Origin of the sequence: Proteus sp. CD3 (assembly GCF_008808075.1) — a bacterium.
Taxonomy (GTDB): domain Bacteria; phylum Pseudomonadota; class Gammaproteobacteria; order Enterobacterales; family Enterobacteriaceae; genus Proteus; species Proteus appendicitidis.
Map to the genome: position 1 here is coordinate 58819 of NZ_CP019686.1, position 13535 is coordinate 72353.

Genomic DNA, 13535 nt, shown 5'->3' on the forward strand with positions numbered 1-13535 from the left:
GAGCAGGTCGCTTATCGCGTTAAATATAACACAATGTCTGAAGGCTGGTCTTTGATCAGCTTTTCTTTTTGTGTTTTCTTCAATTGTTTTAATTGGTATTCAAGTTGAGAAGCGCGTTGTCGAGAGCCTATTTGGCAATGAAACTCTAATAACAAAGGTCCTTTTCCTTTGAGGGCTTTAGCGCCGGTTCCATTCTGGTGCTGAGTAAAGCGTCGCTCAACATTTGTCGTTATTCCGGTATAAAGATAGCCAAGACGATTTCTGACAATATAGAGTGACCACACTGTATCAGCCATCATTTTTTCCTTTTCGTGCTACTTTCTCTTTTGATAAATAATATTTCTTAATTTTTTAAGTGAGTAATTTATCGCGTTATCAAAATAAAATCTATTAGATATATCAATATGTTGTGAAATATTTGTGACAATAAGTTTTGTCATTTAAAAAATAACATTCAATTTTTTTGAAAATGAACAGCAATTATTGCTAATTTTAAAGTTAAACTAAAGCGCATAATATGATCCACATCACAGAGAGACACTCCGCGATAACTAACAAAATTAGAATTTATTTGGAGCATATTATGAAAAAATCTACATTAATCGCTGCTACATTAGCTTTAAGTGCTATTTCATTCGGTTCAATCGCATCTGATAGCGAATCAAAAAGCCCGTCAGTGAATGGTGAGTATATCACAATCACAGGTAACGATACTTTAGATGGTTTAACCACTAAGATTGCCCAAATCGCAAAAGATGAAGGTGCAAAAAGCTTTAAAGTTGTAGGCGCAACAGGTGATAATTACCTTACTGTAAATGCTGAAATTTATCGTTAATTTTAATTATTCTCGATAAATAACCTGTAATAAGAGACACGCGGTAAGACGCTCGTTTTGATGATATAATTATCAACTAAACAGCGTCTCTTTTTGTATCTATACAGGTTTATTATGTCTTCTTTAGATTCGATCAAAATAATTAAACAATATATTCGAAGCAACCATGTGTTTACCTTATGTACAACTCGTTCAGTAGGTGATATTTGGTGTGCAAATTGTTTTTATTGGTTCGATGAAAGCCAGATGAGACTTGTTTTTCTTTCTGAAAAGAAAACGCGTCATGCTCAAATGATGCAGGAAAATTTATTAGTTGCAGGGAGTATTAGTACGCAAGAAATTGCAGTATCTGATCTACAAGGTATTCAATTCACTGGCTCTGTTGCTTTACTGGCAGGTCAGGACGACATCAACGCAAGAAAACATTATTGTTTACGCTTTCCTGTCGCATTAGCCGCCATCCATGTACCTTTATGGGAATTACAATTACAAGAAATTAAGATGGTCAATAATCAGTTAGGTTTTGGGACTAAGCTGTATTGGCAGCGTGATTAAGCTGATTATCTTTTCTCACATTCCTTTTATTCCCAAAAATAATGATTCTTCTGTTCCCACCCTTTTAAAGACATACATGAAGTATAGAAGGTTCTTCTGTCTTCTTGATTAATGTCTTCAACATAGCTTTCTGTCATTGGTACGCGTTCAGTGTAGGTTTTTTTATCACCACAATGGTCTTTATCATCTTTACGACACGTCTTTTGCACATCACGATAAACAGTACGTTGTAGCACTTCTTTGCGGATAGGATAGCGAGTATTGGCATCGAGATCGCAAATTAGTTTTGCTTCTTGTAATGTGTAATCTGATGCACCTTTGGGTTCCCAAGTACTACTGCAACCCGAAAGTAAAATTATTGAAAACAAAGGGAAAAGTGCTAATTTCATATCAAATATCATCATAAAAAGAATAGTCAAGAGCGTTAATAATAAAACAAAACTAATTACTTTGACCATCTTTTTTGAAAATGATTCGCATTTGATAACGGGGGTGATTAAGTGAGAATGGTAAGAAAAAAGCCCATTATATAAATGGGCTTTTAAGGATCATTCAAATGATGAAAGATTTTTTTCTATCTCAGCATCTATTTCAGTATGCAGGAGATGTTTCGCACCGAGTTTCTTTTTCAGTTCAGTGCCTAGCTTCACGAGTTGTTCTCGATTCGCTTTAGACTGCTTTTTACCCCATTTTTTTAAATGGTAGTTCAGTTCATGATCTTCAGAAAAGCTTACATATTTATTATCACTTAAAGGCATACATCCTCCAGTTAATTCAATGTGTATTACTTCAATTTATGGATCACCTGATTACTACTACCACGCCACAGTAATGCGGGATCATAAAGTTCTTGTACGAACTTCCCATCAATCAGTACGTTAATAAAGTTAACGACTTCTTGCTGCTCTGGGGTTAAGTCAGCCAGTAAGTAGCCAGTCCAAACCCAAATATCTTTCTCAGGGCATTCCGTTTTAACGCGTTTTACCAATTTTAATATAGCAGAAAGATTTTGAGGGTGTAGCGGATCGCCACCTGAAAGTGATAATCCTTGTCGTTTAATACGGTCGTCTTGGAGATCCGCAATGATCTGATCTTCCACTTCTTGTGTAAACGGCTTGCCCGACGTTAATGACCACGTTGATTTGTTATAACAGCCGCGGCATTGGTGTATGCACCCTGAAACAAACAGGGTGCAACGTGTACCAGGACCATTTACCACATCAACAGGGTAATATTGATGGTAATTCACACTCTTAACCTAACTGACCATTTGCCAGATGTTTAACTCGACGTTTAACTTCTTCCTGTTTACCCGCATTAAATGGTCGTGAATCGGGGCTACCTAAATATCCACATACACGACGAATAACAGAGACTCTAGCAGGGTTGTGATTACCGCAACGTGGGCAAGTAAACCCTTTGCTAGTACAAGAAAATTCACCGGTATAGCCACAATCGTAACATTCATCAATTGGGGTATTTGTGCCGTAGTAAGGAACACGGGTATAGCTATAGTCCCATACATCCTCTAATGCTTTAAGGTTATGCTGTAAGTTTGGATATTCGCCGTAGCAAATAAAACCGCCATTTGCTAATGGGGGATAAGGTGCTTCAAAATCCAATTTGTCGTATGGATTGACTTTTTTCTCAACATCTAAGTGGAAGCTATTAGTGTAATAACCTTTATCCGTTACACCCGGTAAGATACCAAATTCAGCAGCATCTAAACGACAGAAACGGTCACATAAGTTTTCACTTGGGGTGCTGTAAAGGCTAAAGCCATAACCTGTTTCAGCTTTCCATTGGTCAGTGGCTTCACGTAGACGATTAATAATCGCCACTGCTTTTTCTCTTAAGGTTTCATCGTCAAAAACGTGTGTTTGAGTACCAAACAGTGCATTAATGGTTTCATGAACACCAATATAACCAAGAGAAATTGAGGCTCTGCCATTTTTAAAGATTTCAGCCACATTATCATCTGCTTTCAAGCGAACCCCGCAAGCACCTTCCATATAAAGGATAGGGGCAACACGCGCTTTGACGTTTTCTAAACGAGCAATACGTGTCATCAGTGCTTTTTTCGCTAATTCAAGGCGGTCATCAAGTAGTGACCAGAATGTCGCTTCATCACCTTGAGCTTCAATAGCAATACGCGGTAGATTCAGGCTGATAACGCCTAAGTTATTACGACCTTCGTGGATCATTTCGCCATTTTCTTCGTAAACACCTAAGAAACTACGGCAACCCATTGGAGTTTTAAATGATCCCGTCACTTTCACAACTTGATCGTAATTTAAGATATCGGGATACATGCGTTTACTTGCACATTCAAGAGCAAGTTGCTTGATATCGTAATTAGGATCACCAAACTTATGGTTTAAGCCATCTTTAATGGCAAAAACGAGTTTAGGGAAAACAGCCGTTTTACGGTTTTTACCTAAACCTGCCATACGGTTTTCAAGAATAGAGCGTTGAATTAAACGCGCTTCTTTTGATGTACCAAGACCAAAGCCAAAAGTGACAAATGGGGTTTGTCCATTAGCCGTATGCAGCGTATTGACTTCATACTCTAAAGATTGGAATGCGTCGTAACACTCTTTTTCAGTGCGTGCAGTGGCATAGGCTTCTTTGTCAGCGATCTGCCATTCTTCTGCCACTTTATAGTGTTTGTCATAACTTGATTTTACAAATGGCGCTAATACTTCATCGATACGGTTTATTGTTGTACCGCCATAAATATGGCTTGCCACTTGTGCAATAATTTGTGCAGTTACTGCTGTTGCTGTTGAAATAGATTTAGGGGGTTCTATTTCCGCATTTCCCATTTTAAAGCCATTGTTTAACATGCCTTTAAGGTCAATTAGCATACAGTTAAACATAGGGAAAAACGGGGAATAATCGAGATCATGATAATGAATTTCACCACGCTCATGGGCGAGTACCACATCTCTTGGCAGGATATGCAATTTTGCGTAATGTTTAGCCACAATACCCGCAAGTAAATCACGTTGGGTTGGGATAACTTTACTGTCTTTATTCGCATTTTCATGAAGAATAGAGACATCACTTTGTTCGATAAGACCTCGGATTTCCTGAGTTAGTCTTCCACGTTGCTCACGAGCAACATCTCGGTCATGACGGTATTCAATGTAGGCTCTGGCAACATCTTTATGTTCGCCAGCCATCAGCTGATTTTCTACGGCGTCTTGGATCTCACGGATATCGACATTCGAACGTCCTGCGAGAGATTGTGAAACGGATTGCGCGATAGAATCGCAATAATCATCATCAGTGATCTCACAAGCTACGGCGGCTCTTTTGATAGCATCGCTGATGCGGGTTTGGTCAAAAGAGACTTTACATCCGTCTCGTTTTATCACTATGGTTTTCACAATCTTGCTCCTTAACTATTTATCCACAGGCTCAAATCCCATAAAAACAGGTGATGGCACAGCATTCAGGCTTATTGTGGATAAGATGTGTATAATTACTATATGTTGTATGTCGATGTGTATTAAAGCACAATATATAGTTATTGGAAGGGAAATAATCTTCATTAAAACTGATCTACATCAAGGTATTTTTGCTACGTCAGGCATCAAGAGGGGTTAGCCGAATTGTAAATATGTGCCAAAAACAGAAGTGATAAATTATTCATCAAAAAGTGAGAACATAAAAAAAGCAAAGTGCTCATTAAGAGACCTTTGCTTTTTTATAATCCACTATTGAGACGAAATTAACGGATAGCGATAACTTCGATTTCTACTTTTGCATCTTTTGGTAAACGTGCAACTTCAACACATGAGCGAGCTGGGAATGCTGCATTATGCTCTTTAAAGAATGCTTCATAAGCGGCATTAATTGTGCCGAAATCATTTAAATCTTTTACGAAAACAGTGGTTTTGATGATATTAGCAACGGTTAAACCCGCTTTTTCAATGATTGCTTTTACGTTTTCTAAAGATTGACGAGCTTGCTCTGCGGCATTATCAGAAACAAATTCACCCGTTGCAGGATCAACAGGTAATTGACCTGAAGTGATCACTAAGTTACCTAAATCAACACCTTGTACATAAGGGCCGATTGCTGCAGGGGCTTTATCGGTATTAATTTCGTAAGACATGTAGAACTCCTGTTTTTATAAGATTAACGCTAACATTCGATTAGTGTGGCGCTATTATAGCCAGTGCTTTAGGTTAGCAATATGACAGATGTCAGGCTTTATCATAAAGTTTGTCAGTGTAAAAAGAAAATGAACTCATGCAATTACTGCGCTTTAAAGCGGGTTTTTACGGGAATGGTAGGGCTTTTTATAGAAAAATTTTCCCTAAAAATAAGATTGTGTGTAATTTTTATTTTTCAACAATATCCCCTTTATGCCGCTAACAGGGAATTATTCTATAATAAAGAAACATCGTGTTTATTATATTTGTCTTTATCGATGTATTCTTTATCGATGTATTCTTTATCGATGTATTCTTTATCATTGTATTGTTGAATACGATTTAGAACAATTGCAATAGGCGTCTATGACTCAATTCAATTCACTCTCTGGTATCACTGCTTTTGTTGCAACCGCTGAAACGGGCAATTTTACTGAAGCTGCGTCGCGTTTAGGAATAACTAAATCAGCGGTTGGAAAGAGTGTTACTCGATTAGAAGAGCACTTAGGTGTCAACTTACTATTAAGGACAACAAGGCGTTTAACGTTGACCTCTGAAGGTGAGTATTACTTACAACAATGTCAAATTGCACTTTCTATTCTTGAACAAGCGAATAATCAAGTTCAAGAAAATCAGTCTGTATTAACAGGAAAAATCCGTCTGGATTTACCCTCTGCTTTTGGTCGTAAATGTATTATGCCGGTTTTAATGACACTGATGGATAAACAGCCTCTGCTTAAAATGAGTGTCTCATTTAGTGAGCGTTATATTGATATGCACGAAGAGAGTGTGGATTTAGTCGTTCGTATTGGGCATTTACCGGATAGTAGCAATGTTATTGCACGGCAATTGACAACACAAAAGTTGGTTCTTTGTGCTTCACCTATTTATTTGAAAAAATATGGTATGCCTAAAGATATCGAGGCGCTATCAGAGCATCGTTGCATTGTAGGATTTCGACAAGATGCACCTTTTTATTGGATGTTAAAAGAAGCAGATACCTTTCGCCAGTACATTCCAACACCTTTCTATGAGCTTGCTGATGGTGATGCAATGCTTGATGCGGTGATCCATGGCTATGGTATTGCTCAACTTCCGTTATGGATGATTGGGGATAAACTTAAAGAGGGACAATTACAACGAGTATTGATCAAAACAGAAGGGTATCAATCTCCGATTAATATGATGTGGCATAAAGGGCAAAAAGTACCACCTAAAACACGTTATATAGCAGATGCATTGCTTCAGGTGGCAAAAGAAGGAGGATTTGACGAGTAACAATTTACTGTTGATAAACCATCTCATGGTTTGGTGATTGTAAACGTATTCGTAGCCAGATTGTTCCCCATGCAAGAGTGAAAAGAGTATACCTACCCAAATTATCATTTGTAATTCAAAGTGTTGAATTACCCAAGCTCCTACCATAGAACCCACGGTTATCCCTAGATTTGAGAAGGCGATATACAGGCTATTTGCAAATTCGGGGGCTGCTTTTGCATCTCTCATTAACCATGTTTGAGAAATAATTAGCCCAGAGGTATGCAACATGCCCCAAAGAATGATCAATGGGATCATTGCAAGTGCCTGAGCGCCGCTTAACCAAATAAATAAGTAGATAAAACAAAACAAGATTGGGTAAGTTATCGTTGTTTTAACCACATTTCGCTGTAAATAGTGACTAAAAATAAAGTAAGTGATTTAGCGGATATATCCAGGCTTTATGGTGACAAAAAGCGAGAGAAAACAAAAGATCGGCTTTGGCGATTCTAAGTAGAGAAAATATCTACAATAAGTGTGAATGGGTATTTTTTATAGGTGGAAAAGAGTTTGTTATTCAAAAGGTTAACTAATAAAAAACTATCTGCCCTGACTAGCAGAGCAGATAGTTAACAGAATTAACGAATAACCGCGTGGCGTTCGAACTCTTTTTCACAGTATTTGCAGGTTAATACAACATCTGAGGCCAGTTTTTTTACACGGAAACTACTTTGTACTGGCTCGTTATGGCTAATACAGTTGCTATTAGGACAAGGCACTACATCTTCAAGTAATTCAGGTAAGCTTAATGCCATCTTATTAATCACTTGATAATCATCGATAATATTTACTGTTGCTTGTGGGGCATACATTGCTAAACGGTTTGCTTGTTCTGGGGTTAAAAAGACATTTTCGATTTTAATTAAGTCTTTTTTGCCTAAATTTTCAGAAGGTAAATTAAAACCTACTGTTATTCTTTCATCCGTTTCAGTTAAACGAAATAGCGAAAGAATTTTAAAGCCCACCTGCGCTGGAATATGATCAATAACAGTCCCACGTTTGATAGCTTCAACTTTTAGTTTGTGATCATGTGTCATGGTGTGCTCCTTATTAAAGAACTAAGTTTTTATTCAGAACTAAGGCAAGTAATGCCTGACGTGCGTAGATGCCATTACCAGCTTGTTGGAAATAGTAAGCGTAAGGTGTTTTATCTACATCAGTAGTGATTTCATCAATACGTGGCAGTGGGTGTAAGATCTTGAGATTATCTTTCACATTCACCAGATCTGCACTGGTTAAGATAAATTGAGCTTTAACATTCGCATATTCAGATGGATCTAAACGCTCCTTCTGCACACGGGTCATATAAAGAATATCAAGCTCTGGCATTACTTCATCTACTGTTTCATGCTGGCTATATTCAACACCATTTTCATCCAGTAAGTGAAGAATATGCTCTGGCATTGCGAGTACTTTAGGGGCGATAAAGTAAAGATGGTTGCCTTTAAATTTTGCTAAGGCTTGTGCCAGTGAATGCACTGTTCGACCATATTTTAAGTCACCGACCATTGCGATATTGAGATTATCTAAACGACCTTGAGTCTCTTGAATGGTAAACAAATCCAGTAAAGTCTGTGTTGGATGTTGGTTTGCACCATCTCCTGCATTGAGTACTGGAATATCGCCAGCAAACTCAGAGGCTAAACGCGCAGCACCTTCTTGAGGATGACGAATAACAATGGCATCAGCGTAAGTGCGAAGAACCGAAATGGTATCTGCTAAAGTTTCACCTTTTTTACCCAGTGAAGTGTTGCTTCCATCAGAAAAACCAACAACAGATGCACCTAAGCGATGAATCGCCGTTTCAAATGATAAGCGAGTACGTGTTGAGGCTTCAAAAAAGCAGCTCGCAATCACTTTGTCTTTTAACAATTCGTTATTAGGCTGCTGTTTTAGTTTATTAGCAACGTGAAGAACAGACTCCAAATCTTCTCTGTCCAGATCATTGATGGAGATAATATGCTTTTGGTAGAGCGGATTAGTCATTTGAGTTCTCCTTTAGCGATGAATTGTGCGATAAGTGGTTTTTTACAGGCCAAAAAAAACCCCTCAATAAGAGGGGTTTTAAAAAATTGGGCTATTGGAAAAAAGAGAATGCGCTTGCGACCGGTTAAGGTGCTTGTTTTAGTAACAAATTGGAATAGGCGCTGTTTCATCTTTCCTCCTGACAAATTGTGGCGCATTATACGCATCTTAGATTTGCACGCAAGCGTTTGCTTTTGTTTTTTTCTAAAAAAAATTTTTTGATTTAAAAATCAATAAGCTTGAGATAAAGCAGAGAAAACACCTATTTTTTGATAAATAAAAAATAGGTGTTTTGCATGATTATGTATTTTAGAAAGGATTTGCAAGGGTCGCAACCATCACTGCTTTTATGGTGTGAAGACGATTTTCTGCTTCATCAAACACAATGCTGTGTTTCGATTCAAAAACCTCATTAGTGACTTCAAAGCCACCATATAGGTTAAATTCTTCAGCTAATGCTTTACCCATCGTTGTTTCTTCATCATGAAAAGCAGGTAAACAGTGTAGGAACTTAACCGCAGGGTTACCTGTTAATTTAATTACATCCATATTGACCTGATAAGGTTTGAGTAAAGAGATACGCTCTTTCCAAACTTCTTTCGGTTCACCCATAGAAACCCACACGTCAGTGTAAAGAAAATCTGCATTTTTAACGCCTTCAGCAACATTTTCAGTGAGCGTGATATTTCCACCATTTTTCTTGGCAATATTTTGGCATTGAGCAACTAAATTTGCTTCAGGCCAACATGCTTTAGGTGCAACTAAACGTAAATCCATACCGGTTAATGCTGCCGCTTCCAGCATAGTATTTCCCATGTTATTGCGAGCATCACCAAGGTAAGCAAACACGGTTTCTGATAACGGTTTAGTTTGATGTTCAGTGATAGTGAGCAAATCGGCTAATAGTTGTGTTGGGTGAAATTCATTGGTTAAACCATTCCAAACAGGGACACCTGAATATTGTGCAAGTGCATCTACCGTTTTTTGTCCGTAACCCCGATATTGAATACCATCATACATACGACCTAATACTCGAGCGGTATCTTTTATCGATTCTTTATGCCCAATCTGGCTTCCTCCCCCTAAATAAGTCACTCTTGCGCCTTGATCAAATGCAGCAACTTCAAATGCACAACGGGTACGTGTTGAGTCTTTTTCAAAAATCAGTGCGATATTTTTTCCCGTAAGATATTGCGTTTCTTGACCTGATTTTTTGGCTTTTTTCAATTGTGCTGACAATGTGAGTAGTTGCTGAATTTCTGCAGGTGAAAAATCAAGCAAACGTAAGAATGATTTTTGATAAAAAGGGTTCATAGAGTGATATCCTGTTATTGAATTTATATTCAATTTATATTAATAAATATTCATCATCAACCCCTAATGGAAAACTTTTAATTTAAACAGTATGCGATAAGGGCACCATATTAAGTATGGAGTGTTGATCCTGCCTGTGGGAGAATGAACAAGATACCTTTTCAGACTATTGCGGAGCATGATTATGGCGGACAGCAAAGAGTTAGCAGAACAACGTGAAGAAACACGTCTTATTATTGAAGAATTACTGGAAGATGGCAGTGATCCTGATGCACTGTATGCCATTGAGCATCATATTTCTTGTGAAAATTTTGAAACACTAGAAAAAGCTGCAGTTGAAGTCTTTAAGTTAGGTTACGAAGTGACGGAGCCTGAGGAAATCGAAGTCGAATCAGGTGAGATCCTAGTTTGTTTTGATGCGGTGAGTGAAAGTGGTTTGAATGCTGAACTTATTGATGCCCAAGTTGAGCAATTAATGAATTTAGCTGAAAAAATGGGTGTCTATTACGATGGTTGGGGGACTTATTTTGAAGATCCTGACGCAGAGTATGATGATGAAGAAGGTGAAGACGAAGACGACGAAGAAGAGTCTGATAAGTCATCACGCTTACATTAATTTTTGCTAAATGTTGTCCTTTTGTACCTGATTGATCAGTGCAATATAGCACCAGCCACAAAATTATTGCTTTGTGACTGGTGTTATTGTTTTTAAGGTAATGTCATTAATTCATGACACCAAATTTACCATTGTCATAATCATCAAAAGCTTGTTGTAACTCTTCTTGTGTATTCATCACAAAAGGTCCTTGCCCTGCGATAGGCTCATTAATCGGCTCACCTGTTAGAATTAAAACAAGGGTGTCACCCATTGATTCTAATGTCAGCGTATCGCCATGATTATCTAATATCACCATATCGTGTTGACGTGCAATTTCACTGTCATTGATATGTACGGCACCTTTTACTACAAACAGCATTGCATTATGACCTTCAGGAATACTGTAATGTGAAACCCCTGCGCGATTTAAATGCAGATCCCACACATTCAGCGGTGAATAGGTCATTGCCACACCTTTTGTATTGGCATAATTACCCGCAATCACTCTGACATAACCTTGGTTATTAGGTAATTCAACATGAGGGATATCCTCTGCTTTCAGCGCCTGATAACGAGGCTGTGTCATTTTGTACGCTGCCGGCAGATTCACCCAAAGTTGCACCATTTCCAATACACCGCCTTCTTTGGTCATTTTTTCAGAGTGATACTCTTTATGCAAAATGCCAGAGGCAGCGGTCATCCATTGCACGTCACCTGCGCCGATGGTTCCAGCATGACCTTTAGAGTCGTGATGAGAAACTTCGCCTTGATAAGCGATGGTTACGGTTTCAAATCCACGATGAGGATGCGCTCCTACACCACGGGCATTGGTAACAGGTTTAAACAGTGTTGGCTCGGCATAATCCATCAGCAGAAACGGGCTATGTTTTTCACCATTTTCTTGATAGGAAAATAAGGTGCTGACTGGAAAGCCATTACCTACCCAGTGTGAATTTGGCACTGAATAAATATGATTAATCTGTCTGATAGTCATGATTGTTCTCCGAGTTAAGGAAAGAAACCGCAATAACCAAGACACAGAAGGAGGTAATACAGATTATTGCGATTTCTTAATGACGATGATCATAAAGTGTTCGCACGATGAACAAAATAGGGGGAATTTGTTGATGGTGTTCAAAAAAAATGAATGATTTTAATAGGTAGAAATAAAAGAGATGTAATAAAGAAAATAGGAATAATAAATAGGCTATATTTAAATAATTGAATAAATAGTTTTTAGTGTAATAGATTTAATTTTTGATCTTTATTTTCAAGAAATGAAAAATAAAAAAACTACATTCTTTCTTAGCAACAATAAGTCAGAATGCAGTTTATTAATACATTTATTTCTTAAATCTTATTTGCTTGTGTCGCCACAACCGCCAATGATTTTAGAAATAGAAACTGCTGGGTGCAGTAAGTAGTCGTAGTTACAGTCTTTTTCTTTATTGTATACGCTACCAGTACAACCAGTCATTACTGTAATTACAGAAGCAATAAGTGCAATTTTAACAAAGTTTTTCATGAAAAAATTCCTTTTAAATTTTAGAGTTATAAAAGCCAATGCATGACTTTATCTGCATAAAGATATTAAATTAGCTATAAATAGCAATCTAAAAAATAAGGAAATTTAAAATAGAAAAGATGCTAAAAAATATTTAACTTAAGAAGTGAAATATAATTATCTAGAGTGAAATGAATAAAGAAATCAACTTGTGTATTTTAATGATATTTAAGATAAGAAATTAATAAATAATAAGTAGCTAATAATCTAATTATAAATCAATTTGAACAAATAGAGGGTAAATAGAGTTCTTTTATATCATTTTGAAAAATAGAATTTGTGTTTATAGATGCTATTTTTGATAATAAAAACCCGCATAAAAATGCGGGTAAAGTCGAACTTATTTTATTTATTGTATTACGTAGGGAACAGCAAGAACACTTAAAGTGGCTTCACCATCCGGATCTCACAATCACTATGACCCGTATTACCTAATGCTTCATCAATAAATTCGAATCCTAGTTTTTCGTATAAACCAACAGCTGCTTTTAAGATATCTGTGGTTTCTAAATAGCAACGGCTAAAGCCTTGCTCTTTACCAAATTCAAGAGATTGTAGAACGATTTTTTTCGCAATACCTTTGCCCCGTAGTTTGGATGAAAGATACATTTTTTGTAATTCACAGGTATTGCCATCACCGCCAGCAAGTGGTGCGACACCGCCACCGCCAACAACTTCTCCATCCATTTCAACAACCCAGTAAGCGCTACGTGGCTGGTGATAAACTTCATAGAGAGTATCTAAAATCGGATCAGCAACAGCAAAGCCTTTATCGGCAGTTAAACCGTGCTCTGCGGAGACTTCACGAATAACGCGTGCAATGCCAGCGTTGTCTTTTTCTTCAATCGCTCGGATAACAATGTTTGAGGTTATAGTTTGGGTTGCAGTCATAGTTGCACTCATCGTTTCACTTATTAGTAGATTATTTTTTTGATTACGTATTGAGAGAGCACCGGAAAGGAACTTCTTCATTGAAAGTAGCACGGATGGCTACAAAAACTATCTTAATTGATTAAGCGTGTTTGTAAACCGTTAACCCTTTTTCTTTGCTTACTTATCCCCTTTATTTCTAGCGTTATATTTTAGTGAGTGATTAAATTTAAGCGAAAATAAGGGGGGAGAAAGGCGGATTGGCGAGAATAGAACCGAGAATAACAAGAAATG

The 13535-nt window shown here is 37.5% G+C and carries 17 protein-coding genes; 4 read left to right on the top strand and 13 right to left on the bottom strand.

Annotation, left to right across the window (positions count from 1 at the left end; translation table 11 throughout):
- Window positions 1–11: 11 nt before the first annotated feature.
- Window positions 12–296: a GIY-YIG nuclease family protein gene (locus tag BTA34_RS00300; protein ID WP_151434038.1), complete on the bottom strand. Its 285-nt coding sequence runs from the start codon at window positions 294–296 to the stop codon at window positions 12–14.
- 287 nt (window positions 297–583) lie between these two features.
- Here BTA34_RS00300 and BTA34_RS00305 point away from each other — a divergent pair, with 287 nt between their 5' ends.
- Together BTA34_RS00305 and BTA34_RS00310 are read left to right on the top strand one after the other, a co-directional pair.
- Complete coding sequence (locus BTA34_RS00305) at window positions 584–835, top strand: YdgH/BhsA/McbA-like domain containing protein (protein WP_151434039.1); 252 nt, start codon at window positions 584–586, stop codon at window positions 833–835.
- Window positions 836–949: 114 nt separating this feature from the next.
- The gene (locus BTA34_RS00310) at window positions 950–1390 is read left to right on the top strand and encodes a YhbP family protein (RefSeq protein ID WP_151434040.1); all 441 of its coding nucleotides are present in this window, start codon (window positions 950–952) and stop codon (window positions 1388–1390) included.
- A 26-nt stretch (window positions 1391–1416) separates the two neighbouring features.
- On the opposite strand, the gene BTA34_RS00315 is transcribed toward BTA34_RS00310, so the two are convergent.
- From BTA34_RS00315 to BTA34_RS00340, 5 genes are all read right to left on the bottom strand, one after another.
- Window positions 1417–1779 carry a hypothetical protein gene (locus tag BTA34_RS00315; RefSeq protein ID WP_265576136.1) on the bottom strand — a complete coding sequence of 121 codons (363 nt, stop codon included), beginning with the start codon at window positions 1777–1779 and terminating at the stop codon, window positions 1417–1419.
- Window positions 1780–1938: 159 nt separating this feature from the next.
- Window positions 1939–2148: a hypothetical protein gene (locus BTA34_RS00320; RefSeq protein ID WP_151434042.1), complete on the bottom strand. Its 210-nt coding sequence runs from the start codon at window positions 2146–2148 to the stop codon at window positions 1939–1941.
- Window positions 2149–2174: 26 nt separating this feature from the next.
- Window positions 2175–2639, bottom strand: a complete 465-nt coding sequence (nrdG, locus tag BTA34_RS00325) for an anaerobic ribonucleoside-triphosphate reductase-activating protein (protein ID WP_098941341.1) — start codon at window positions 2637–2639, stop codon at window positions 2175–2177.
- A 4-nt stretch (window positions 2640–2643) separates the two neighbouring features.
- The gene (gene nrdD / locus BTA34_RS00330) at window positions 2644–4782 is read right to left on the bottom strand and encodes an anaerobic ribonucleoside-triphosphate reductase (RefSeq protein WP_151434043.1); all 2139 of its coding nucleotides are present in this window, start codon (window positions 4780–4782) and stop codon (window positions 2644–2646) included.
- A 344-nt stretch (window positions 4783–5126) separates the two neighbouring features.
- The gene (locus BTA34_RS00340) at window positions 5127–5513 is read right to left on the bottom strand and encodes a RidA family protein (protein ID WP_006535650.1); all 387 of its coding nucleotides are present in this window, start codon (window positions 5511–5513) and stop codon (window positions 5127–5129) included.
- Window positions 5514–5919: 406 nt separating this feature from the next.
- Between BTA34_RS00340 and BTA34_RS00345 the strand changes: the two genes are divergently transcribed.
- Entirely contained in the window at window positions 5920–6831 is a 912-nt protein-coding gene (locus BTA34_RS00345) for a LysR substrate-binding domain-containing protein (protein WP_151434044.1), read from the top strand.
- Between the two features lie 617 nt (window positions 6832–7448).
- On the opposite strand, the gene pyrI is transcribed toward BTA34_RS00345, so the two are convergent.
- The 4 genes from pyrI to argF form a co-directional block, all read right to left on the bottom strand.
- The gene (pyrI, locus tag BTA34_RS00350; protein ID WP_109372664.1) at window positions 7449–7907 is read right to left on the bottom strand and encodes an aspartate carbamoyltransferase regulatory subunit; all 459 of its coding nucleotides are present in this window, start codon (window positions 7905–7907) and stop codon (window positions 7449–7451) included.
- 13 nt (window positions 7908–7920) lie between these two features.
- Window positions 7921–8856, bottom strand: coding sequence for an aspartate carbamoyltransferase (pyrB, locus tag BTA34_RS00355; protein ID WP_151434045.1), 936 nt, complete (start codon window positions 8854–8856; stop codon window positions 7921–7923).
- Window positions 8853–9026 (bottom strand): hypothetical protein, encoded by a 174-nt coding sequence (locus BTA34_RS18240; RefSeq protein ID WP_162558370.1) that lies wholly within the window; start codon window positions 9024–9026, stop codon window positions 8853–8855. The genes pyrB and BTA34_RS18240 overlap by 4 nt, the downstream gene beginning before the upstream one ends.
- A gap of 178 nt (window positions 9027–9204) precedes the next feature.
- Window positions 9205–10209: an ornithine carbamoyltransferase gene (gene argF / locus BTA34_RS00360; protein ID WP_151434046.1), complete on the bottom strand. Its 1005-nt coding sequence runs from the start codon at window positions 10207–10209 to the stop codon at window positions 9205–9207.
- Window positions 10210–10393: 184 nt separating this feature from the next.
- Here argF and rraB point away from each other — a divergent pair, with 184 nt between their 5' ends.
- Window positions 10394–10825 carry a ribonuclease E inhibitor RraB gene (gene rraB, locus BTA34_RS00365; RefSeq protein WP_151434047.1) on the top strand — a complete coding sequence of 144 codons (432 nt, stop codon included), beginning with the start codon at window positions 10394–10396 and terminating at the stop codon, window positions 10823–10825.
- A gap of 106 nt (window positions 10826–10931) precedes the next feature.
- On the opposite strand, the gene BTA34_RS00370 is transcribed toward rraB, so the two are convergent.
- From BTA34_RS00370 to BTA34_RS00380, 3 genes are all read right to left on the bottom strand, one after another.
- Window positions 10932–11801 (bottom strand): pirin family protein, encoded by an 870-nt coding sequence (locus BTA34_RS00370; protein ID WP_151434048.1) that lies wholly within the window; start codon window positions 11799–11801, stop codon window positions 10932–10934.
- Between the two features lie 363 nt (window positions 11802–12164).
- Window positions 12165–12332, bottom strand: coding sequence for a YhfL family protein (locus BTA34_RS00375; protein WP_036914671.1), 168 nt, complete (start codon window positions 12330–12332; stop codon window positions 12165–12167).
- Between the two features lie 420 nt (window positions 12333–12752).
- Entirely contained in the window at window positions 12753–13262 is a 510-nt protein-coding gene (locus BTA34_RS00380) for a GNAT family N-acetyltransferase (RefSeq protein ID WP_151436705.1), read from the bottom strand.
- Window positions 13263–13535: the final 273 nt, after the last annotated feature.